The organism is Paraburkholderia sp. J8-2 (assembly GCF_905220195.1).
GTDB lineage: Bacteria > Pseudomonadota > Gammaproteobacteria > Burkholderiales > Burkholderiaceae > Paraburkholderia.
In genome coordinates this window covers 1-23,038 of the sequence record NZ_CAJMZA010000013.1, presented here as the reverse complement: position 1 = coordinate 23,038, position 23,038 = coordinate 1, and the positions used below count along the sequence as shown (strand labels likewise).

At 66.7% G+C, this 23,038-nt stretch carries 18 protein-coding genes; 12 read left to right on the top strand and 6 right to left on the bottom strand.

Going from position 1 to position 23,038, the window contains the following annotated elements; translation table 11 throughout:
- The first annotated feature begins 1 nt into the window (after position 1).
- The 8 genes from bcsZ to bcsR all read left to right on the top strand — a co-directional run bounded on the left by bcsZ (position 2) and on the right by bcsR (position 12,845).
- Positions 2–1,393, top strand: a complete 1,392-nt coding sequence (gene bcsZ, locus U5A52_RS25040; RefSeq protein WP_321936621.1) for a cellulose synthase complex periplasmic endoglucanase BcsZ — start codon at positions 2–4, stop codon at positions 1,391–1,393.
- Positions 1,375–5,457 (top strand): cellulose synthase subunit BcsC-related outer membrane protein, encoded by a 4,083-nt coding sequence (locus U5A52_RS25035; RefSeq protein ID WP_321936620.1) that lies wholly within the window; start codon positions 1,375–1,377, stop codon positions 5,455–5,457. The genes bcsZ and U5A52_RS25035 overlap by 19 nt, the downstream gene beginning before the upstream one ends.
- Before the next feature lie 72 nt (positions 5,458–5,529).
- Complete coding sequence (gene bcsE / locus U5A52_RS25030; protein ID WP_321936619.1) at positions 5,530–7,374, top strand: cellulose biosynthesis protein BcsE; 1,845 nt, start codon at positions 5,530–5,532, stop codon at positions 7,372–7,374.
- 9 nt (positions 7,375–7,383) lie between these two features.
- Positions 7,384–7,587, top strand: coding sequence for a hypothetical protein (locus U5A52_RS25025; protein ID WP_321914141.1), 204 nt, complete (start codon positions 7,384–7,386; stop codon positions 7,585–7,587).
- Positions 7,584–8,408, top strand: coding sequence for a cellulose biosynthesis protein BcsQ (bcsQ, locus tag U5A52_RS25020; RefSeq protein WP_321914142.1), 825 nt, complete (start codon positions 7,584–7,586; stop codon positions 8,406–8,408). Before U5A52_RS25025 ends, bcsQ begins: the two co-directional genes overlap by 4 nt.
- Entirely contained in the window at positions 8,405–10,999 is a 2,595-nt protein-coding gene (bcsA, locus tag U5A52_RS25015) for a UDP-forming cellulose synthase catalytic subunit (RefSeq protein ID WP_321914143.1), read from the top strand. Before bcsQ ends, bcsA begins: the two co-directional genes overlap by 4 nt.
- 50 nt (positions 11,000–11,049) lie before the next feature.
- A complete protein-coding gene (gene bcsG / locus U5A52_RS25010) occupies positions 11,050–12,636 on the top strand; it encodes a cellulose biosynthesis protein BcsG (protein WP_321936618.1) in 1,587 nt (528 codons plus the stop codon).
- Positions 12,636–12,845 (top strand): BcsR/BcsP family cellulose biosynthesis protein, encoded by a 210-nt coding sequence (gene bcsR, locus U5A52_RS25005; RefSeq protein ID WP_321914145.1) that lies wholly within the window; start codon positions 12,636–12,638, stop codon positions 12,843–12,845. Before bcsG ends, bcsR begins: the two co-directional genes overlap by 1 nt.
- Before the next feature lies 1 nt (position 12,846).
- Here bcsR and U5A52_RS25000 read toward each other — a convergent pair whose 3' ends face one another.
- The 3 genes from U5A52_RS25000 to U5A52_RS24990 form a co-directional block, all read right to left on the bottom strand.
- Positions 12,847–15,078 (bottom strand): tetratricopeptide repeat protein, encoded by a 2,232-nt coding sequence (locus tag U5A52_RS25000; RefSeq protein WP_321936617.1) that lies wholly within the window; start codon positions 15,076–15,078, stop codon positions 12,847–12,849.
- Positions 15,079–15,306: 228 nt separating this feature from the next.
- Positions 15,307–15,555, bottom strand: a complete 249-nt coding sequence (locus U5A52_RS24995; protein ID WP_321914146.1) for a hypothetical protein — start codon at positions 15,553–15,555, stop codon at positions 15,307–15,309.
- Positions 15,503–16,399 (bottom strand): hypothetical protein, encoded by an 897-nt coding sequence (locus U5A52_RS24990; protein ID WP_321936616.1) that lies wholly within the window; start codon positions 16,397–16,399, stop codon positions 15,503–15,505. The genes U5A52_RS24995 and U5A52_RS24990 overlap by 53 nt, the downstream gene beginning before the upstream one ends.
- Before the next feature lie 79 nt (positions 16,400–16,478).
- Between U5A52_RS24990 and U5A52_RS24985 the strand changes: the two genes are divergently transcribed.
- The 4 genes from U5A52_RS24985 (at position 16,479) to rpoD (ending at position 20,627) form a co-directional block, all read left to right on the top strand.
- On the top strand, positions 16,479–16,820 hold the full coding sequence (locus U5A52_RS24985; protein WP_321914148.1) for an XRE family transcriptional regulator: 342 nt from the start codon (positions 16,479–16,481) through the stop codon (positions 16,818–16,820).
- A gap of 262 nt (positions 16,821–17,082) precedes the next feature.
- The gene (locus tag U5A52_RS24980; protein ID WP_321936615.1) at positions 17,083–17,520 is read left to right on the top strand and encodes a GFA family protein; all 438 of its coding nucleotides are present in this window, start codon (positions 17,083–17,085) and stop codon (positions 17,518–17,520) included.
- Positions 17,521–17,648: 128 nt separating this feature from the next.
- Complete coding sequence (locus U5A52_RS24975; protein ID WP_321936614.1) at positions 17,649–18,239, top strand: class I SAM-dependent methyltransferase; 591 nt, start codon at positions 17,649–17,651, stop codon at positions 18,237–18,239.
- A gap of 408 nt (positions 18,240–18,647) precedes the next feature.
- Entirely contained in the window at positions 18,648–20,627 is a 1,980-nt protein-coding gene (gene rpoD / locus U5A52_RS24970; protein WP_321914151.1) for an RNA polymerase sigma factor RpoD, read from the top strand.
- A 102-nt stretch (positions 20,628–20,729) separates the two neighbouring features.
- On the opposite strand, the gene U5A52_RS24965 is transcribed toward rpoD, so the two are convergent.
- The 3 genes from U5A52_RS24965 to U5A52_RS24955 are packed head-to-tail and all read right to left on the bottom strand — an operon-like array spanning position 20,730 to position 22,512.
- On the bottom strand, positions 20,730–21,395 hold the full coding sequence (locus tag U5A52_RS24965; RefSeq protein WP_321914152.1) for a DUF799 domain-containing protein: 666 nt from the start codon (positions 21,393–21,395) through the stop codon (positions 20,730–20,732).
- Positions 21,396–21,409: 14 nt separating this feature from the next.
- On the bottom strand, positions 21,410–21,775 hold the full coding sequence (locus U5A52_RS24960; protein WP_321936613.1) for a DUF4810 domain-containing protein: 366 nt from the start codon (positions 21,773–21,775) through the stop codon (positions 21,410–21,412).
- A 59-nt stretch (positions 21,776–21,834) separates the two neighbouring features.
- Positions 21,835–22,512: a CsgG/HfaB family protein gene (locus U5A52_RS24955; RefSeq protein WP_321936612.1), complete on the bottom strand. Its 678-nt coding sequence runs from the start codon at positions 22,510–22,512 to the stop codon at positions 21,835–21,837.
- Positions 22,513–23,038 lie beyond the last annotated feature (526 nt).

Sequence of the window (23,038 nt, the reverse complement as noted above, 5' to 3'; positions counted from 1 at the left end):
CATGCGCCCGGGTTTGGCTACGCTCGCGCCGGCTCTGGCGCCACGGCTCGCGCCCCGGTTTGCGCGCTGGCTCACGGCCGGCGCGCTCGCCTGCGCGCCGCTCGCGCCGCCAGGGCCACTCGGGACACTCGCCGCATTGACACTGCTGATGCCGGCTGCCACGGCGCACGCGGCTGCGCCGGCCGCACCAGGCGCGCCAGGTGCGCCAGTTGCAAACGCTACCGCCGCAAAGTCCGCCAGCCCCGCCGCCTGCGCCTGGCCCGCATGGAGCACATTCCGCAGCACGCTGCTGAGCGCCGACGGCCGCGTGATCGACGCGAGCACGCCTCGCCAGATCACCGTTTCCGAAGGGCAGTCCTACGCGCTCTTCTTCGCGCTGGTCGCGAACGACCGGGCGAGCTTCGACAAGGTCCTCACGTGGACCGAAAACAATCTCGCGCAGGGCGATCTCGCCTCGCATTTGCCCGCATGGATCTGGGGGCGCCGCGATATCGGCGATGACGGCAAGCCGGTCGCGGCTGCGGGCGCTTCCGCTCCCGCGCCGGCCAGCGCCGCGCACGCCGGCGAGCCCCAGTGGGGCGTGATCGACAGCAACCCCGCCAGCGACGCCGACCTCTGGATCGCCTACACGCTGCTCGAAGCCGGGCGCCTCTGGAACGAGCGCCGCTATACCGCGCTCGGCACGATCATGGCCCGCAACATCGTGCGCGAGGAAACTGCCGTGCTGCCGGGGCTTGGGCGCACGGTGCTGCCAGGGCCCGTGGGTTTCACGATCGGCAAGGACGGCTGGCGCCTGAACCCGAGCTACGTGCCGCTCCAGGTCATGCGGCGCTTCATGCTCGCGCTGCCACAGGCGAGCGAATGGAAGGCGCTGCTGGCTTCCTCGGCGAGACTCGTCAACGAGACCGCGCCCAAGGGCTACTCGCCCGACTGGGTGGAATATCACGCGAAAGGCGGCTTCGCCCCCGACGCGCAAACGCACGCCGAAAGCGCCTACAACGCCATTCGCGTGTACCTGTGGGCCGGCATGCTCGCGAGCGACGACCCGCTGCGCGCCAGCACGCTCGCCACCTTCAAGCCGCTCGCGGACTTTGTCGGCACACAGGGTTTTCCGCCCGAGCGCGTCGACACGACTACGGGTACAGCGGGGCCGAACGAGGGCAACGGCGGCTTTTCCGCCGCGGTCGCGCCGTACCTGGCCGCGCTTGGCCGCAGCGATCTCGCGAACGCTCAGGCCGAGCGCAGCCGCACGCTCGCGCAGAAGTCGCCGCCTGGCTACTACAGCAGCGTGCTGATGCTGTTCGGGCTCGGCTACCTCGACGGCCTCTACCATTTCGACGCGCAAGGCCGCGTTGCCCCAGCATGGACGAGCGCATGCCCCACGCCGCGCTGAACGCCCTCGCGTCTGCTCGCCGCGGCGCCCGTGCGCGCAGCGCGCGCCGTGAGGCGCGGCGCCTCGCTGCGTGCGCGCTGCCGGGCCTCGCCAGTCCCGGCACGCCGCCGAGCCGCTTGTTGCCGAACATCGCGCCGCTCGTTGCGCTGCTCGTCGCCGCGTCGCCATATCCTGCCTCGGCGCAGACGGCTCCGCAGCCAGCGGCCAACGCCGCCACGCCAGGCGCCCAGGCCGAGCAACTGCTCTCGGCCGCGCGCATGTGGGAAGGCAAGAATCGTCCGGACGTCGCACGTGGGCTCGTGCAAAAAGCGCTGCTGTTCGACCCGAAGCAGCCCGACGCGCTCGCCTTGCTCGGCGAAATCGAGCTGCGCTCGAACCGCCCGGCCGAGGCCGCGAAAATCCTCGCGCAGCTCAAGAAAATCGCCCCGAACGCGAGCGCGACGAAGGAACTCGACGACGCCTACCGCATCGCCACGAGCGGCAAGATGGAGATGGCCCAGATCCGTCTGCTCTCGGCCGCGGGCAAGAGCGACGAAGCCTCGGCACGCCTGCTCAAGCTGTTTCCGAACGGCGCGCCCGCGGGCGATCTCGCACGCGACTATTACCGCATCCTCGCCGGCACCACCGCGGGCCGCGCGCAGGCGATCAGCGAATTGCGCACGCGCGTGAAGCAGAATCCGAACGACCCGCGTCTCGCGCTGATCCTCGGCGACCTGCTCACCGACCGCGCCGACACGCGCATGGAAGGCCTCAACCTCATCTACCGCGTGTACCAGCGCCAGGACAGCAATCGCGCGCTTGCGCTCGAACTGTGGCGCCGCGCACTCGGCAGCGCCGGGCGCGACGATCCGGCCTACTACGTGTGGTATCTGCGCTATTTGCAGGAAGTGCCCGACGACACCGACGCGCAGCAGACCGTGGCCGATCTCGGCAAGAAGCTCGGCGCGAAGGGCCAGGCGCAGGCGCTCGCGCAGGCGCAGAACCCGCAGGCCGTCGTCACCGCGCCCGCACCCTCGCGTGCAGCTGCAACGAGCGGCGCTTCGACTCAGGCCCGCGCCCGGCCCGGCCCCGGCGCCGCCGACCGCGCGCGCGGCCTCGCGCAACTCGACCGCGGCGATCTCAAGGACGCCGAAACCTCGCTGCAAAGCGCGCAGCGCGCGAACCCCAACGACGGCGAAACCATTGGCGCGCTCGGCCTCGTGCGGCTGCGCGAAGGCCGCCACGACGAGGCGCGCGAACTGTTCGCGCGCGCCCTCAAGCTCGACCCGGACAACGCCGGCAAGTGGCGCAGCCTCGAAAAGACGGCCACCATCTGGGGCACCATTGCCAAGGCGCGCGATGCCAATTCGCAAGGCAAACCGGAACAAGCCGAAGCGCTCGCGCGCGAGGCGCTCAAGCTCGATCCGGGCAACACGACCGCCAGCGACATTCTCGGCAACGCGCTCATCGCGCAAAAGAAGTGGCCAGAAGCCGAAGCCGTGCTGCGTCCACTCGTGAACGCGCCCAAGCCCGACATGGACGCGCTGCGCGGCCTCGTGACGGTGCTGCGCGAAACCCATCGCGAAAACGAGATCGAACCGTTGATCGCCGCCACGACGCCGCGCGTGAGCGGTTCGACGGCGGAGCTCAAGCGCCTGCACGCCGAGCTGCTCTCGATCCAGGCAGACCAGTTGCTCGCGGACAACCGCAAGAGCCCGGCCATCGCGAAACTCGAAGAGGCCGTGCGCCTCACGCCCGACGACGCCTGGACGCGCTTCACGCTCGCGCGCCAGTATCGCGATCTGGGCCTGCCCGCGCTGGGCCGCCAGGTCATGGAAGACGGCCTGAAAGTCTCGCAGGCGCCCGACATGCGCTACGCCACGGCGCTCTACCTGAATTCCGTGGACGACGTCGACGCGGCCGCCGCACAGCTCGCGGCTGTGCCAGAGGCCGAACGCAGCCAGGGCATGCGCGAGCTGATAGGCAACCTCGCCGCGCAGAAGAAGATCGCGCAGGCCCGCCAGCTCATCGCCCAGGGCAAGGAAGACGAAGCGCGCGCGCTGCTCGACTCCGCCGCCGCCGACGCCAACGCGGCCAACGACCCGCAGATGCTCGCCACGGTCGGGCGCGAGTGGATCGCCATCGGCGAGCCGGACCGGGGCCTGAAGCTCGTGCAGGACTGGCTCGCGGCGCACCCCGACGACCCGGCGGCCAACGGCGCGCGGGTGCGCTACGGCGAGCTGCTGGCGGCGGCCAACCGCGACGACGCGTGGGCGAACTGGATCGACGCCACGCGCGATCAGCCCGGCATCACCGAGGAGCAGCTGGCCAGTCTCGACGACCAGGAGCTGCGCCTGGCGGTGCGCGAAACCGACCGGCAGATCGAAGCGGGCGACCTCACGGCCGCACGCCACACGCTCGACGCCGTGCCCGACCGCCTCAAGTCGAACCGGCGGTGGCTCCTCGAAGAGGTGGATCTGCTCGACGCGAAGGGCGACTACAAGGGTGCGATGGCCGCGGCGCAGAAGGTGCTCGCCACGCAACCCGACGACGCCGATGCACGCCTCGCCGTTGCGCGTATGCTGGAGCGCATGGGCCGAGACCGGGAGGCCGCCGACATGGTGCGCGCAGTGCTGGCCGACACCGCGGAGAACGACATCGACACGCGCCTTGCCGTGGCGCGGCGCTTCACCGCGCTCGGGCTGAACGACGAGGCTTCCGCCGTGGTCGATCCGTTGCACGAGCAATATCCGGACAACCCGGACATCACGATCCAGGCGGGGCGCGTGGCGCAGGCGCGCGGCAACTACAACGAGGCCGCGAACCTTTATCGCACTTCGCGCACGCAGGAAGAGGCCGAAGGCACGCAGCCGGACGCCGATGGCACGACATCGGCCGGCCGCGCGCTGCAGAGTCTGGAAGACCGCAAGCAGGGGCAGGTCGCAACCGGCTGGTATCAGTCGAACCTTTCGGGCGACCCCGGCATTTCCGAACTGCACGCCACCGAAGTCCCGCTCTACGTGCGCATTCCGGACGGCTACACGGGCCATTATTTCTTCCATGCCGATACGGTCTACCTGAACGCCGGCACGCTGCCCGGCGGCGACCTCGACACCGCGTCCAAGTACGGCAAGATCGCGGCGCTCGGCAACGCCGGACTCGGGAACATCAACGAGACCGCCAAGGGCGTCGCGCTCGCAGCGGGCTACGAGTTCAGCGGCGCGAACAATAGCTGGCGCGCCGACATCGGCAGCACGCCGGTGGGCTTTCCGATCACGAGCGTGCTGGGCGGCATTCAGTACCGCCACGACTTCCAGAACAGTTCGTCGCTGTCGCTCGACGTCTCGCGCCGGCCCGTGACCGCCAGCCTGGTTTCGTACGCGGGCGGCATCGATCCGGTCACTGGCGAGAAGTGGGGCGGCGTGGTGCGCAATGGCTTCACGGTGCGCGGCGCGAAGGACTTCGGGCCCGGCACGATCTTCACGAGCATCGGCTTCGGACTCCTGACCGGCACCAACGTGGAGACCAACCAGGAGTTCAAGGTGCGCAGCGGCTACGACTGGTCCGTGTTCAGGCGGCCCGACCAGATCGTGTCGAGCGGCCTGATCCTCAACTACTGGAAGTACTCGAAGAACGAGCACAACTACACGTTTGGTAACGGCGGCTATTACAGTCCGCAAAGCTATTTTTCGATCGGCATTCCGCTCGACTGGACCGGCCGCTACAAGAAGCTTTCGTGGGAGATCGACGGGTCGGTGGGCATGTCGTTCACGAATGAAAACCAGTCGCCGTTCTACCCCACGCGGCCAGGCCTGCAGGCTCAGGCGCTCGCGTTCATGAGCGCCAACGATCTCGGCTCGCCGTATTTCGGCGGCGGCTCGGGCGGCGGCTTCAGCTATACGATCGAAGCCGCGCTCGAATACCGCGTGACAGAGCACTTCGTGGTGGGCGGACGCTTTTCGATCGACCGCTCGCGCGACTACGCGCCGAACGTGGGCGTGCTTTACATGCGCTACTTCTTCTCGCCGCAGAAGGGGCCGGTGCCGTTCCCGCCGCGGCCGGTCGTCCCTTATTCGGCCTATTGACGTGGCCACAGAGCGAGCGCGCATGACGACGATGAAACCCGCGACGATGAAATCCGCGACACGAGCGACACGATGACCGATCCCGCCACCCTTCCCGCAGCGCCCGCCGGCGCCAGCCGCGATACGCGCCGCTCGCTGTTCTCGCGTCTCGCGCGCCGCGAGCCGCTCGCGATCGACGGCCTGCCGCCGTCGCTCGCCTCGCTCGGCGCGGGCCAGGTGCACGTGGTCTACGCGGGCGCCTCGCCCGCGCGCGACGCGCTCTTCTGGCAAACCGCCGCCGCCGCGCTCACGGGTCCAGCCACCGTGCTCTCCACGCGCGACGGCGCGAGCCTCGCGGCCACGTTGCGCGACCATGGCGTCGATCTCGACAAGAACGGTTCGACGCACGCGTGGGCAAACGTATGCACGGTGCGTCCACTCCAGGAACGCGACGGCGTGCAGGTGCTGATCGAAGCGCTCAACGCGCTCGCCGCGCAGTGCGCCGCACCCGAAAGCCAGTTCTTCATCGAAGGCGCGGAGGCGTTCTTCAACTGGCAGGACCCCGCCGCGCTTGCGAGTCAGGGCGCGCAGCTCGCAGGGTGGTGCGCGCAGTATCGTTACGGCGTGCTGATGGTGGTGGCGCCCCCAGGCCTTGGCGACGATCAGGAGCATCCCGAGCTGGCCGCGTTCCAGGCGCGTTTTGCGGGCGCCGCGCAATTGCACCAGGTGCAGGGGCAGTATCGCTGGGAAGTGGCGTTCTGGCGCGCCGGCGACGCCGTGCACGGCAGCCAGAGCGTGCCGCTGCGCTTTTCCGCGGTCGATCACCGCCTGACCGTTTCTGGCGGCACCTTCGAAACCGAGATCGGCGAAGCGGGCCTGCTCGCGCCCGACGAAGGCCGTGTCGTTGTTTCGCGCGACGCCATGCTGCACGAACGCGTACTGCCGCAGGCCTGGCAGATCGTCGACAACAACGAGGCTGCCGTGGCCGCGGCGCGCACTTCGGTCGCAGCCACGGTGATTCTCGATTTCAGCGTGAACCGCGACCTCGAAGCGCTCGCGGAACAGGTGCACACGCTGCGCCTGCAGTGCGGCGAAGCGCTCAAGATCATCGTGCGCGAGGACGCCGTGGCCATGCGCTACGAGTCGCTCATGCTCAACCTCGGTGCGAACCGGGTCATTGCGCGGCAAACGCCGCTCGCGCAGGTCGAGGCTATCGTCGACAGTCTGCAGGGCCAGGTGTATTCGCGGCCCATGCCCGCCGACTACCGCCAGGCGCTCGCCGCCGTGGTGCACGGCGAGGAGAGCGGCTACGTGGGTGCGGCGCACTTCGTCGAACTGGTGCGCGCGGCGGTGGAACGCAGCCGCGTGATCCAGTTGCCGAGCGTGCTGATCCGGCTCGCGCTAATGCCGGAAATCGCGCACGTGGATGCGCTCAAGGTGTGCCATCTGCGCCGCGCGGGCGATATCGTGACGGCGAGCGGCGACAGCCTCTACGTGTTCTTCTTTGCATGCCGCATGAGCGACGCCGACGCCGTGTGTCAGCGCGTGTTCACGCGGCCGCTCGCCGAGCTGTTCCAGGGCGAGGAGCGCTACGGTGATGGCCGCGCGATCACCGAGGCGCTGGACGCGTTCGCCGACGAGATCGACACCGCGCCGCCGCCCGACTATTCGGGCTGGCTCGCGATCAACGAGGGGCAGCCCGCCGCGCCCGCGGCCGTCTCGGTCCAGGCCAACGGCCAGACCGTGCCGCCTGCGGCGGCTTCCGCGATTGCGCCGGGCGCAGCGTCGGCTGCAACGACAGCGACAGCAAACGCGACGCCGCGCAATATCGCTCCCATAAATGGTGACCTGTTGTCCGCGCTCGACCCCGCCGCGCGCGGCGACAGCGCGAAACCGCGAGCCGCGCCGCAGCGCGCGCCGCTGCCGCTCAAAGCATAGGAGAGCGACATGAACGTATTCCTCGGTTACTTCGTCTGGGGCTTGATGCTTGCCGTGCCGCTCTACTTCGTCGCCTGGCGTCTGCGTCTTGGGCGCTTCCTGCCCATGTGGCTGCGCCCCGCGCGCTCGCGCCCGCTCCAGTTGCCGCCCCAGCTCGACGCCCTGCTGATTCGCGGCCAGCGCCGCACCGGCCAGACGGGGCCGCGCCAATGAAAACCATCGCCATCGTCTCAAGCGTCGGCGGTGCCGGCCGCACCACGCTCACTGCCGCGCTCGCGGGGCTGCTGGCGGCGCGCGAGCACGTCGCGCTCGCCGCCGAATGCGACCCGCGCAACGTGCTGGCGCTCCACTTCGGGCTGCGCGAGAGCGCGCGCGAAGGCCTCGTCACGCATCTGGCGGGCGGCCCCGGCGCCGACGACGCCTGGTCGCGCGCCGCGCTGCAAAGCGACGATGGCGTGCTCGTGCTGCCATGGGGCAGCCTCGCGAACGGCCACGCGTCCCTCGACGACGACGCGAGCGCCCTGCTCGACGCGCGCCCTGGCTGGCTGCGCGAACTGCTCGCCCGCGTGGACCTGCCGGCGCACGCGATTGCGCTCGTCGACGCGGGCACGTGGCCCTCGGCGCACGCGCGCCAGGCGATCGACGCCGCCGACCTCGTGCTTTGCGTCCTCGCGCCCTGCGCCACCGCGTGTGCAACGCTGCCGCGCCTGATCGCCGCGCTCGTGCGCGCCGGCAAGCGCAGCGTGTTCATCGCCAATGCGGTCGCGCCCGCGCGCCAGCTGCACATGGACGTCGTTTCGCTGCTGCGCGCGCGCCTCGGCGCCGCCATGCTGCCGTATCTCGTGCATGCGGACACCGGTGTGCCCGCAGCACTCGCCGCCGGCGAAAACTTCTGCCTGAGCGCGCCCAGCTCGCAAGCCGCGCACGACCTGAACGGCATTGCCTCGTGGCTCTCGCACTGGAGCACGGGCGCAAGCCTCGACGCCCCCGACGAACTGCTCGCGCAACATGCCGCGCGCGGGAGCACGCCATGATCCGCGAGAAGATCGCTGCACTGTGGATCGCGTTTTGGGCGTCGCTACGCCGCCTGAGCGCGCCTGAGCTCGATCTCGCGCCCGACGCGCCGCGTGGCCAGTGGCTGCTGCGCGCCTTCTTCCGGCCGCCGCGCCCCGGCCAGCGCGACGTGCCCGCCCTCGCCTTCGCGCGCCTGGGCAAGGACATCCGCCAGCGGCTGAACATAGGCCGCGACGACACCGCCGGCGCCTGGCTGCTGCGCCTCTTCCTGCGCCCGCGCCGCGCGCGACAGCGCCTTGCCGCCGACCTGCGCAAGCTTCACAAGGCGCCGCAAGGGCACCATCGCTTCGCGTTGCGCGCGTGGCTCGGCAGGGGGCTCGAACCGATCTATCGCCGTGCCTCGCGCGCGAGCGCGGCAATCGGCGCACGCCTGCCCGACGTGCCGTGGGACGGCATCGAGCAGCGCCTCGAGAAGCTTTCGGCAGCGCTCGACAGCGTGCCTTTCCTGCGCCAGTGCCTTCTGTGGCTCGCGTTCATCGCGGCCATTGCCGTGTGCACGACGCCGCTGCCGTTCGCGGGCCAGGTGCTGCTGTTCCTGCTCGTGTACGTCGTGGTGATGATCGCGCGCCGCCTGCCGGGGCGTCTCGCCACCATGCTCATGGTGATGCTCTCGATCCTCATGACGGGCCGCTACGTCTGGTGGCGCAGCACGCAAACGCTGCATCTGACGAGCCCCGCCGAGGCTATCGTGGGCTACATCCTCTACGCGGCCGAGCTTTACACGTGGATCGTGCTGATCTTCGGCTACGTGCAGACCGCCTGGCCGCTGCGCCGCAAGCCGCAGCCGCTGCCCGACGACCCCGCCGACTGGCCGACCGTCGACATCTATATCCCGACCTACAACGAGTCGCTCTCGGTGGTGCGCCCAACCGTGTTCGCGGCCAGCTCGATCGACTGGCCGCGCGACAAGCTGCGCGTCTACATTCTCGACGACGGCACGCGCGATGAATTCCGACGCTTCGCGGAGGAAGCCGGCGTGGGTTATATCGTGCGCGCCGAGCACACGCACGCGAAGGCCGGCAACATCAATCATGCGATGCCGCTCACCCAGGGCGAGTTCATCGCGATTTTCGATTGCGACCACATTCCCACGCGCTCCTTCCTGCAAACGACCGTAGGCGTCTTTCTCGCCGACAAGAATTGCGCGCTGGTGCAAACGCCGCACCACTTCTTCTCGCCCGACCCGTTCGAACGCAATTTCGACACGTTCCACCGCGTGCCCAACGAAGGCAGCCTCTTCTACGGCCTGATCCAGGACGGCAACGACTTCTGGGACGCCACGTTCTTCTGCGGCTCGTGCGCGGTCATCAAGCGCGCGGCGCTCGAACACATCGGCGGGATCGCGACCGAGACCGTGACCGAAGACGCCCACACCTCGCTGCGGCTGCATCGCCACGGCTATACCTCGGCCTACCTGCGCACCGTGCAGGCGGCGGGCCTCGCCACCGACAGCCTCGCCGACCACATCGGCCAGCGCATTCGCTGGGCGCGCGGCATGACGCAGATCTTCCGCGTCGACAATCCGTGGATCGGCAAGGGCCTCTCGTTCTTCCAGCGCATGTGCTACAGCAACGCCATGCTGCACTTCTTCTACGGCTTCCCACGCCTCATTTTCCTCGTGATGCCGGGCGCGTACCTGTATTTCGGACTGCACGTGATCAACACGCCCGCGCCCGTGATCCTCGCCTACGTGGTGCCGTATCTGGTGATTGCCGCGATCGCCAACTCGCGCATCCAGGGGCGCTACCGGCACTCGTTCTGGGCCGAGGCCTACGAGTCGGTGCTCGCGTGGTACATCGTGCTGCCCACCACCATGGCCTTCATCAACCCGAAGCTCGGCAAGTTCAACGTGACCTCGAAGGGCGGCCATATCGAGCACGAGTATCTCGACTGGACGATCTCCAAGCCCTATCTCGTGCTGCTTGGCATCAACGTGTGCTCCATACTCGCCGGCATTGGCCGCCTCACGATCTGGCGAACCGAAGAGCCCGCCACCGTATTCATGAACCTCTTCTGGGCCGGCGTGAATCTCACCATTCTCGGGCTGGCGCTCGGCGTGGCCAAAGAGGCGAAGCAGGTGCGCGTGGCGCACCGCATTCCGTTGCGCGTGCCCGCCATGCTCACACTGCCCGACGGCCGCACGCTCGCCTGCAAGACCGAGAACTATTCGATGGGCGGCCTCGGCCTCATGCTGCCCGCCGACGCCGTGGCGAAGCTCGAGCCCGGCGAGCGCATCAACGTGACGCTCGCGCGCGGCGTGCTGGAACACGACTTCCCGGCCGTGGTCGCGCGTCTCGCCGACCGGCGCCTTGGCGTGCGCTTTACCGACATGACGGTGGAGACGGAGCGCAAGCTCGTGGAATGCACGTTCGGCCGCGCCGACGCCTGGCTCGAGTGGGAAGACGTGCCGCCCTCCGATGCGCCGCTGCACGGCCTCGTCCAGCTGATCGAGCTGAGCTGGCAAGGCTACATGCGCCTCATCGACGCGCTCTTCGACGCGCTGGAAAACCTCTTCACGCGACGCCGGGCCGGCCAGGCCCGCCAGCCCTGAGAAACGCAACCGCCACATCAAGCCGCTACACCCCTGGAACGCGAAACACTATGGGTCTCTGGAATCTCTACTTCCTCGCCAAGCTGTACCTCTACTCGATCGGCACGCTCAAGCCCGAGTGGTGGATGAACTTCGCCTTCGTCGTCCTGCTGCTCGTGCCGCTGCACAAGCGCTGGCTGCGAATCGCGCGCGACGTGGCCGCCGTTGTCGTGGGCATCGCCATTGCGTACCACGAGTCGAGCATGCCCGACATCGGCCGGGCGATCTCGCAGATTCCTGTGCTCTTCACCTTCACGCCTTCGTACATGTTCGAACTCACGCGGCGCGTGATTTCGCTTTCGATGGTCGTGACCGCGGTGCTTGGCGTGCTGCTCTACTTCCTCATCGACCGCTGGGTGCGCGTGACGACGCTCGTACTGATCGCGCTCGTCGTCATGCCGATCTGGCAGGGCGTGGGCACCTTCGTCGCGAACGCCACCGCCAACGCCTCGCTCGCCAGCAACGGCGACGACGACGGCGGCACGGGCAAGAAGCGCGACGAGCAGTCGGGCAGCTACGACCAGCAGCTAGCGGCGTTCCGCGCCAACGAAGAGGGCCGGCGCGTGAACTTCACGCCGCTCACGACGGACACGAGCGCGCAGTTCGACATCATCGTGGTGCACATCTGCTCGCTCTCGTGGGACGACATGGACGTCGTGAAGATGCGCAACAACCCGCTCTTCTCGCGCTTCGACTACATCTTCCAGAACTTCAGTTCCGCCGCGAGCTATAGCGGCCCTGCCGCCATTCGCGTCCTGCGCGCCACCTGCGGGCAGGAGCCGCACAAGTCGCTCTACGACCCGGCGCCGCCCGAGTGCCATCTGTTCGCGCAGCTTGCGCAGGCGGGTTACAAGCCGCAGGCGCTGCTCAATCACAACGGCCGTTTCGACAATTTCCGCGGCACGGTGATCAATGAAATGGCCGTGCCGGGCGTGACGATTCCCTCCAACGAAGGCCTGCCGGAAGCGATGAAGGAGTTCGACGGCTCGCCGCTGGTTGGCGACTACGACGTGCTCGCGCGCTGGTACAAGCAACGCATTGCGGCGGGCGGCGGTCCGGTCGCGCTCTACTACAACACGGTCTCGTTGCACGACGGCAACCGCCTGCCGCCTCCGAACACCAATCTCACGAGCCTGCAGTCCTACCCGATCCGCCTGCAGAATCTGCTCGGCGACGTCGACAAGCTGATCAACCTCGTCGCGCAATCGGGCCGCCGCGCCGTGATCGTGTTCGTCCCCGAACACGGCGCGGCGCTGCGCGGTGAAGAAAACCAGATCGCCGGCATGCGCGAAATTCCCACGCCGAACATCGTGCATGTGCCGGTAGGCGTGAAGGTGGTGGGTCTGCCGCCCGGCAGCGAGCACACCGGTGGCGTGACGACGATCGATACGCCCACGAGCTTTCTCGCGCTTGCGCAACTGCTCGCGAACCTCGTCGCGCAAAGCCCGTTCGCCACGGGCGCGCCGCCGCTCGCGCAGTATGCGAACAACCTGCCGCAAACGCGCATGGTGGGCGAAAACGAGGGCACGGTGACGATGACGACCCCCACGGGCTATGTGATCCACACGCCGGACGGCGTGTGGGTGGAGGGCAAGTAATGGCGATACGCTTGTGGGGGTCCGGCCGCCGTTCGCGCAGCGGTCCTGCGCTACCGAGCGATATCGACGCGCTCGCGCGCCTGGTCGAGGGCGTGGACCGCGACCGCTATCTCGACGTTCAGGCCGAGGACGCCTGGCAAGCGGCCGCGAAACGCTGGCCGCTCGTGGCGGCCGTGCTGGAGCTGCCGACGCAGGAGAGCAAAGGCTGAGTCAGCGCACGCCCTCGCGGGTTGCGCCCTCTTGAGCGCACCACGCTTGCCACATTTGCCGGTAGGCGGCTTCCATGTTTCGCGCGAAGCGTGCGCCATTCATGAGCGGCGAGGTTTCCATGCGCGCACGCAAGCCCGCGCGCAGCGCGGCGAGGCGCGGCACATCGCGCGCGAGCGCCGTCACGGCGGCCACATACCCGGCGTCGCTTGCCGCCGCCAGCTCCGGCAAACCCAGATTGGCAAGCAGGCAGAGCCCCGCGCGGCTCACCGCCGAGCGGCCGTAGCGCGTGGGCACAGGTACGCCCATCCAGAAGGCGTCGAGACTCGTGGTGTGGCCATTGGCCGGAAACGTGTCCAGCGCGATGTCGATCTGCTGGTAAGTGCGCAGATAATCGGCGCGCGCCTGGAAACCCACGAAGCTCACGCGCGCCGGATCGATGCCGTGTGCCGCAAAGCGCGCATTCAAGCGCTCGCGCGCACTGCCGGGCGGCGCCATCAGAAGCAGCCGCGCGTTTGGCAGCGCGGCATACACGCCGGACCACAGCGCCAATGTGGCGTCGGTGAGCTTGCAGGGATTGTTCAGGCATCCGAACGTAATGTGTCCAGCCGTGAGCGCCGGCAATGCGTTCACATCCACATCCGTCGCCAACGAGTCGTAGCACCAGAAGGCGTCCGGCAGGCGCACCGAGCGCTCGGTGTATTGATCGTCGATGTGCGGCTCGCCCTCCGGATCGAGCCAGGGGTCGGTGAGACGCCAACCGATCGAGGGGCTGCCCGTCGTGCCGGGGTAGGCGAGCCACGCCACCTGCAGCGGAGCGGGCCGCCGTGCGAACACCAGGCGCCGCGCGCCGTCCATGTGCATTGTGAGATCCACGACCACGTCGATGCGATCGTCGCGAATCTGCTGGGCTACGCGCGCATCGTCGAACTCGCGCACGTCGCGCCAGACATCGCTGAAACCGCGTAGCCGGGCGGTTAATTCGTCGGCCTGTGCGCCCAGTGAGTAGCAGAAAATTTCGAACGCCTCGTGATCGTGATGGCGCAACAGCGGCGTCGTAAAAAGCGACTGGCAGTGGTTGCGGAAGTCGGGCGAGACATAGCCGATGCGCAGCCGACGCGCGGGTTCGGGCGTGTTCGCATGGTGCGCTCCCGCGCTCGCGGCCAGCAGCGCCGCTTCGTGCCGGGCCGAGAACTGCTCGGCTTCGGCACGCAGCGCGTGGCCGTCGTCGATGGCGAACATCAGCGACCACAGCAAGTTGCTGTTCGCGCCGGCATGCGCGGGATCGCAGGCCATGGCGCGCCGATAGCAGGCAATGGCCTCGTCGATGCTGCCGGACTTGCTGCACGTGTTGCCGAGGTTGAGGTGCGCGGCGGCGAAATCCGGCTTGAGTTCGATCGCGCGCGTGAAGGCCGCGCGCGCCTCGTCGATGCGGCCCGTCTGCATCATCAGGTTGCCGAGATTGTTCCACGCGGACACTCTGCCCGGTTCGCGTTCGAGCGCGCGTATGAGTGCGGCCTGCGCTTCGTCGACACGGCCCGCGCCCAGCAGCATGCAGCCCAGATTCGTGAGCAGGTCGACCGAGTCCGGCGCGAGCGTACGCGCGTGTTCGAGCATGGCCAGCGCTTCGGTGTTGCGGTTCGTGGCGAGCAGCACCTGTGAAAGATTGTTCCAGGCATTCACATGACCGGGCGCCAGTTCCAGCGTGCGCCGCAGTACCGCTTCCGCGCGCGCGAACTCGCCGGACTTGTACAGGGTGGTTCCGTAATTGAAGTGGATAGCCACATGGGCGGGCGCAAGCGCCAAGGCACGCTCGAAATGGCGCGAGGCCTCGGCACAGTTTCCCGCTTCGCCGTAAAGCTGACCGAGATTGTTCAGCGCCACGGCGAAGTCCGGCTGCAACTCGATCGCGCGATGCAGCGCCCGGATCGCGAAGTCGCGGTCGGCCGCGCGCTGACAGGTCAAGGCGAGGTTCACGAGGAAGACCGGGTCCTCCCGCTCGGCCAGCGCGCGGGCGATGAGCGCACGTGCGGCGAGCGGATCGCGCCCGTTTTCGATCAGGCCGGCGAGATTCAGCGCGTCGGCGTCGTGCGGATTGGCGGCGATGAGGCGCTCGCACATGGCGCGCGCCGCTTCAGTTTCGCCGCGCTGCCACGCGGACTCGGCGGCGGCCAAGGGTGCTTGCGTTGCTTGCGCGGGCGGCGTGGCGTCGCGGGAAGCTTGGGAGGTCGACATGAGGGTGAACGCTTCCATGGCTTCGGATAGCAAACGTCCGAAGATGGCAACGCGTGTAGACGCAAAGCGTTCGATTATTGCCGCGTCTCGAAACTGGCTGTCTGGGTTGCGCCCGTTGTGGCGCCAGGCCGAGCCGGCTTGCTCCGCAGCGCGCTCCAGGCCCGCCCTGGTCCATACGTTCAGCAAGCAGGCTGCGCGGAAGCGGCATGCAGGCCAGCGAGCGGTGCTTCAGTGGTCCTTATGATCCTTGATCTGACGCGCCTGGACTTCAGTCACCGAATCGAACAGCGCCTCGGCACGCGCCAGTTCGTCCAGCGCGCGGTCGAGCCGCGATTGCGCGACCCCATAGGCAAGTGGCGCGGCGATGTCGCCCTGGACCTCGGCACGCAGGGCGCGAAATGCCCGGTCGACGTTGCGGCTCGCCTCAAAAAAGCGTTGCGCAGCCTCGGCCTCTTGTGAACGGATGTGAATCGCCATGGAAGAGTTCCATCGTGAGTTGCGTCCAGTCTCCCGCCCGGGAGACGTGACGCGTTCTTGCGCCGCCAAGCCGTGAAGACGCCGTGTGGTCGGCCGGCGGCACGTCGAAGAGATCGCGCGTCACGCCACGCGCCTGCTGCGCACAGGCCTCGCTGCGCACGCGTTTGGTGAGATTCGCGTAGGTGTCGAAGTCGCCCATGCGCGACGCCTCGTGAATTGCCGCGAGATCGCGCGCCTTGACGAGCGTGGGCTGCGTAAGCCGCACAAAGTACGGCGCCTCCAGCTCCGCCGTCAACACGAGCGGATGGCTCTTGCCGCCCGCCTCGGCGGCGCGCTCGACGCAATCCACCACTACGGTGCCCTGCGAGCGGGCCGGCGGCTTCGCCGTGCTTACGCTGCGCAGCCGCTCCGGAAACACCCGCAGCGAACTGCCGACGCTGAGCTCGGTTGGCGAGACGCATACCAGCGCGTAGTGATGCTCGCGTGCGGCGCCCGAAGGCAGCGTGGCGCTGCTCGTGACGAACACGTGCTGCGGAAGCTGGCGCACCTGACCGCTTGCGTCGACCCACGCATTCCACACGACCACGCCGGCACGCTTGCCGCGCTTGTCTTGCGCTACGCGCGGACGGCTCGCCGCCGGCGAGAACAGGGCGAGGAGCGAGCCGGTGCGCAGCGCGGCGACCTGAGCGCTGCTGCCGAGCGACTGGCCGATGCCCCACAGGAAACGTCCGCCGCCCTGCCGGCGCTCCCACTCCTTGCGCAGAATCAGCGTAGGGAGATCCATGCCGGCCTCCGGCCCGATACGGGACCAGCAGAACGTGGGCGGTAGGTGTTTCAGTGCCATCGACTTCCTCGGAATGCAGTTGCTCATTGATTAGGGTGAGCAATTCAATAACCGTTACTGTATAGGTATAATGCATGACATGGAAGCCCCAGATACTTATTTTCCGGTGCAGGAACTGCTGCGGCGGTTATCGGACGATTCACGCTCGGCCAGCGAAATTGCACGGCTTTCCGGGGTCAGTCAGCCTACCGTCTCGCGTCTTCGCACGTCGAACGGGAGGCGTGTACGCCGGAGCGCGTCATTCAATAAGCTATGCAGTTTCTATGGCGTGAAGGCGCCGCCGTCCAGCCGGCACGCGGCCGCGTACAACGAATTGCTGCGCAACGCGATCGTCGAGGCGTGGGACGGCTCGGAGGAGCACGGCCGCGCGCTGCTGGTCGTCATCAAGGGATTGAAGGAGCTGAGGGAACGGCCCGCGTAGATTCAATTGGGCCGGCGGCACGAAGCGTTTTGCGCGAGGGCGCAAAGGTAACCATCCATGGGAAATTCGCCTTGCATTTCGGGGTTCCAGAGGAGCCACGAACCGTGCGCAAGCCACGGTGGTCCGGCAAATCCCCATATGTGGTGACCTTGACGTTTTCCTGCGCCGCGGGAGGCTCAAACGTATGATGTGAGAGCACCCATCGCACCGCAGCCGCCCGTTTGCAGTGTGTGAGATTCGCTACCCGAGCACCGCGTCCACCATGTCCGCCGACACTTCCCCCGTCCACACGAATGCTCCCGCTACTTTGCGCGGGCAGTGCCTTTGCGGCGCCGTGCGCTATGCGGTCGCGAATGCATTCCGCTATGCATTCAATTGCCACTGCTCGCAGTGCCGCCGCGCGACCGGGTCCGCATTCAAGCCCTTTGCGGGCATCGAAAGCGAGGCGCTGCGCCTGACCGAGGGCGAAGCGCAGACGCTGGTCTACGGCGACCCTCAGGCCGCCCATGACGTGCATTGCGGCCGCTGCGGCTCGCTGCTCTATTCAGTTGTGCGCGAAGGAGCCTATGTGCACGTAACGCTCGGCACGCTGACCGATGCGCCCGACATCCGGCCCGCCGGCCATATCTTCGTGCGCTCGAAAGCGCCTTGGTTCGAGATCGCCGACTCGCTCCCCCAGTACGACGAATTCCCGCCCTGACACGTGCGTTCCTGCAGACATGCGTGGCAGCGACCATACCGGTATCGCCGCACTACTGCCTGCCGGTACATGGTTCGGCTAGTCTCGAAGCGTCCCTTCCCCTTGTCCCCAAGGACTCCGAGCCCCATATGGACTCCAAGACGATCGAGACGTACACGAGTGGCGCCGCAAGCTACGCAGCCGAATGGGCGAACCAGCCCGAGCCGGACGACCTCTATGCGCGTCTCACGCAGCATTTCCGCCCCGAGGGACGGACAGTCGATATCGGGTGCGGATCGGGGCGCGACGTGGCGTGGCTGAACGCACACGGTTATCCGGCGGCCGGGTACGACGCGTCGCAGGGTTTGATCGCGCAGGCTGCCGCTGAATACCCGCAATACGCGTTCGGCCTTGCCACGTTGCCCGATCTGGAGAATGTACCGGCCGCGAGCTTTGACAACGTCCTCTGCGAAACCGTGATCATGCATTTGCCTGTCGCGCAAATCGGCCCGGCCTGCCGCCGCCTCGTCGAGCTGCTCACGCCCGGCGGCGTGCTGTACCTGAGCTGGCGCGTAACCGAAGGCGACAGCGCACGCGACCCTGCGGGGCGTCTATATAGTGCCTTCGACCCCGCGCTCGTGACGGGCGCGCTCGAGGGCACGACGCTCGCGCTCGACGAGGACGCGGTCAACCGCTCTTCCGGCAAACGCGTTCAACGTATTGTCGCGATTCGTGCGTGAGCGTTGCCGCGCACGACGATCCGGCAACGGGATTAGTGGGGAACAACAGAGCGCCAGGCACCGAGCGAGTGACAAATACGTGAACTATTCGCTTGAAAAATGGTCTAACGCACTTATGTAGGAGATATGTAAGGTGGAGCGCTAGCAAGCGGTACGACCCTGAAGGCGGACAATGTGCCGCAAACACGACGATTCAGGTTGCCTCGCATGCAGTAACGCACTACCATACGCGGTCTTTCTGCATTGCACGAAAATCCAGGCTGCCACGTCTTCGACGTTTGGCGCTCGCTTGGCGGGACCGGCATGCGCCCCGCCCACTCCCCTGCAATTTCGTCATCGCCAGGACGCCACGCCGCTGGCGCGTGACCCTTTTTGCCCTTGTCGGGCTATCCCTTCGAGGAGAATGTATTGACAAGCCATGACCGGGACGACGCGCTGATCTCGTCTGCCCGCCCCGCACGCCGTTCGTCGAAAGACAAATCCGGCGATACGACGCCCATGGACGCAGGCTCGCAACTCGAAAAACGCCAGCATCAAATGCGGGCGCTCATCAAGCTCGGCCGTGAGCGCGGTTATCTGACGCACGCGGACATCAACGACCATCTGCCCGACAACTTCGCGCAGACGGCCGCGCTGGAAACGATCGTCGCCACGTTCAACGACATGGGCGTGCAGGTGTACGAACAGGCGCCCGACGCCGACACGCTGCTCCTGAACGAAGATTCCCGCGCCGACCAGCAGGCCGACGACGAAGCCGACGAAGAAGTCGAAGTCGCGCTCTCGACGGTCGACTCCGAATTCGGCCGCACCACCGACCCCGTGCGCATGTACATGCGCGAAATGGGCTCGAGCGAGTTGCTCACGCGCGCCGGCGAAATCGAAGTGGCGAAGCGTATCGAAGACGGTCTCCAGGAAATGATCCAGGCGATCGCGGCATGCCCGTCGATCGTCGCGACCATCCTTGCCGACGCCGACCGCATCGCGGCTGACGAAATGCGCATCGACGAACTCGTCGACGGCATCGGCAGCGACGAAGCCGCACAGGAACCGGCCGCGGCCGAAGCCGACGCCAGCGAAGACGTCGAAGCGGCCTCCGACGAAGAAGAATCGGACGATTCGAGCGATGACGAAGACGACGCCGACGCCGACAACAGCAAGGCGAACGAAGCCCTGCTCGCACAGTTGAAGGCAGACAGCCTCGCGATCTTCGCGCGCGTTCGCACGCTGTTCGAACAGATGGCTTGCACCTCGGACGCCAATGCGCGTGCGTCGGCCTCGGAAATGAAGATCTGCGCCGACATCCAGACGGAACTCGCGCCGATCCGCTTCACGGCTCGCACCATCGACCGCCTGTGCTCGCTGCTGCACGAGCAGGTCGCGCAAATTCGCGCGATCGAGCGCAATGTGCTCTCCATCGTCGTCGATCGCTGCGGCATGCCGCGCGAAGCCTTCATCGAGCAGTTCCCGGGTCACGAAACCGATCTGGACTGGGGCGTGCGCGCCGCAGCCGCGTCGAGCAAGTACGGTCCCGCGATCGAGCGCAGCCTGCCGGCTATCCAGGCAGAACAGCGCAAGCTCGCCGAGATCGAAGCGGCCGCATCGCTGTCGCTGCAGCAGATCAAGGCGATCAATCGCCGCATGACCGTTGCCGAATCGAAGATGCGTCAGGCGAAGGGCGAGATGGTCAAGGCCAACCTGCGTCTCGTGATTTCGATCGCGAAGAAGTACGTCAACCGCGGCATGCAGTTCCTCGACCTGATTCAGGAAGGCAACATCGGCCTGATGAAGGCGGTGGACAAGTTCGAATATCGCCGCGGCTGGAAGTTCTCGACGTACGCGACGTGGTGGGTGCGTCAGGCCGTGACGCGTGCGCTCGCCGACCAGGCGCGCACGATCCGCGTGCCGGTGCACATGATCGAAACGATCAACAAGCTCAACCGCATTTCGCGCGAGATCTTGCAGCAAACGGGCATGGAAGCGCATCCGGCGGACCTCGCCGCACGCATGGGCATGACCGAAGAGAAGGTGCGCGGCATCCTCAAGATCGCCAAGCAACCGGTCTCGCTCGAAAGCCCGGTGGGCGACGACGGCGACGCGACGCTCGGCGACATGATCGAGGACGCAGGCTCGGCCTCGCCGGCCGACGCCGCGATCCACGCGAACATGCGCGCTGCCATCGACGAAGCGCTCAAGGCGCTTTCGCCGCGCGAAGCCAAGGTGCTGCGTATGCGCTACGGCATCGACACGACTTCGGACCACACGCTCGAAGAAGTGGGCAAGCAGTTCGACGTGACGCGCGAGCGTATTCGCCAGATCGAGAGCAAGGCAATGCGCAAGCTGATGCACCCGAGCCGCGCAGACAAGCTGCGGCCGTTCCTGGAGCGCTGATCGCGTTAGTCGCGCTCTAGTGCGACGCGTTTCGGAGCCAGAATGAAAAAGGCCCGTCACTTCGGTGACGGGCCTTTTTGTTTGGTCCAACGCGGGTGCCGGTCAGTCCGTACCGTACTTCGGCGAGTGCGGACCGTAGAGCAGACCGGTCGGCGGCCCCGCGTGCAGCAGGCGATAGCTCGTGACACCAGCGATATCGTGGCTCTTGTCGGTCAGCGAATTCGCGACCTGCTTGATCGCCGCCATCACGAGCATGCCAATCAGACCGCCGCCGCTACTGTTATTGCCCTCGTTGCTGTTCGCGGTCGCTGAGCCTTGCCAAAGCACGTCTCCGCTCTTCAGATCGACGAGCTTCGCCGACGCCGTGACGACCGTCGCGCTGTCGAGCACGCGATACTGCGTGCCGAATTGCGTGATCTTCGAATACACCGCCGCGTCGGAGCCGAAAATCTCTCGCAGCTTCGCGGGCGAGGTCTGCTGGATATCGCCTGCCGTCGTGAGACCATTCTGCTTGAACGTCTCCTCCATGACCGCGACCGGAATCACGTAGTAGCCCGCTTCGGCGAGCGGCATCGTCATCTGGGAGAGCATGCTGTTCGACGCATTCACGTCGGTCGTCGCATTGTCGGGCGGCAGCACGAGGATCGAGCGCGGACGCGCGCTCTTGAACGCCGTGTAGTCCGCGTGCCTGACGGGCTGCGCGCAGGCGGCCAGCAGCGCGAGCGCGCAGAGGGCCAGCCCGAGCTTGAGGGAAGAGAATCTGGACATATCGGTACGCTCGCTTATTGTTGTTTCGGTTTCTTCATGAGGAAGTCCATATAGGTCGTCGACTCCGGGAAGAGATGCTTCTCGGCGTCGAATTCCTGCATGGCTTGCGTGTCGTTGCCGACGTTGGCGTACAGCATGCCCAGCTGCGCATGGAAGCCCGGCGGCGGCGTGTTGCCCTTCGCGCGAATCTCCTGCAGCGACTTCTCGAGCACGTCGATCTGTTCCTGCGGCGCCTTCTGGCCCTTCAGGTAGTCGTAGACCGCGGGCTGATAGCTGGTCCACTGGTAAAGCGGCGGCGTGGTGTTCGCGCAGCCCGCGAGCAGCAGCGTCGCTGCCGTGACGGGCAGGCAGAGTCCCCGAAGCGTGCCGATGTATTTCATTGAAAACCCCGTATGCGTAGTTGTTGTGATCGAGCGTGAAACGCGGACGACGCGCGCGCTCAATGTGCGGTGCGCAACGCGCCCGCGTCGACCTGATCGGCCAGATGGTTGACTGCCTCCTGGATCGCGAGCTCGAGCACCTTGCCATTGAGCGTCGAGTCGTAGCTCGCGGTACCGCCAAAGCCGATAATTTCGCGGTTCGACAGGCTGTATTCGCCTGCACCTTGCGCCGAAGCGACCACTTCCGACGTCGTGGTATCGACGACGTTGATGTTCACCTTCGCGTAGGCAATCTGGTTCTTGCCGCTTCCGAGAATGCCAAACAGTTGGTGGTCGCCCACTTCCTTGCGGCCGAACTCGGTCACGTCGCCGGTGATGACGTAGTTCGCGCCCTTGATCACCTGGGCTTTCTTCGTGAAGCCGGCTTCCTGGCGGATCTCGTCGAGGTTGTCACGATCGAGCACGCTGAAGCGCCCGCTTTGTTGCAGCGACGTGATCAGGATGGTCTTCGCCTGGCCGCCGAGACGGTCGATGCCGTCGGAGAAGATGCCGCGCATATAGCTCGAGCGATTGTCGAACTTGCCAACTGCGATCTGCACCGGCTTGCCGACGGCCGGGCGCTGCGCGCTCGCGACCGGCGGGACCGGCAGCGAACGCGACGACTCCGTCGCGCAGGCGCTCAGCGCCGCGATAGCGGCGGCGGCCAGCACGGCACCGCAGGTTCTGGACAACTTCATGGATTCTCCTTGGTGGTGGAACAGAAACGACAGCAGGCGCGCGCGTTTGCTGCGCGCACGGATTGAAGCGACTGGAGAAATGGGAGCGGCGAAATGCGGTGCTGTGCGGCGGCGCGCACGTGGGGCATGTCGGCCCGGCGCACGGAGGCGCGGGCGAGCACAAAGGGCGCAGTGTGTCGCTGCGCGCGTGGTTATTCCATCGGCATTGCATGTTTCTCGCCTCCCGTGCGCAAGCGCGCACGCGGAAGCCCCCGGATTCTTGTCGATGTAGCGTGTTTTTTTAATTCGTAGTTAAAAACTACAAACGCATGTATCGGCGGGTTTTAGAGAAACTTTAGGAGATTGGTTATTTAATGCTTATTAGATTGATTTTGCGAAATTTTGAATCGCATTAACGTATTAGGGAAATACGTTTTAAAAACGGAGTCGTGCTTTCCGTTATCGCGGCTGTGAAATGCTGCGGGAGAGGTGTTGCATGTTCTTTCACGACGCCCAAACGCCAGAACCCCGGCTCTCTTTCGGAGAT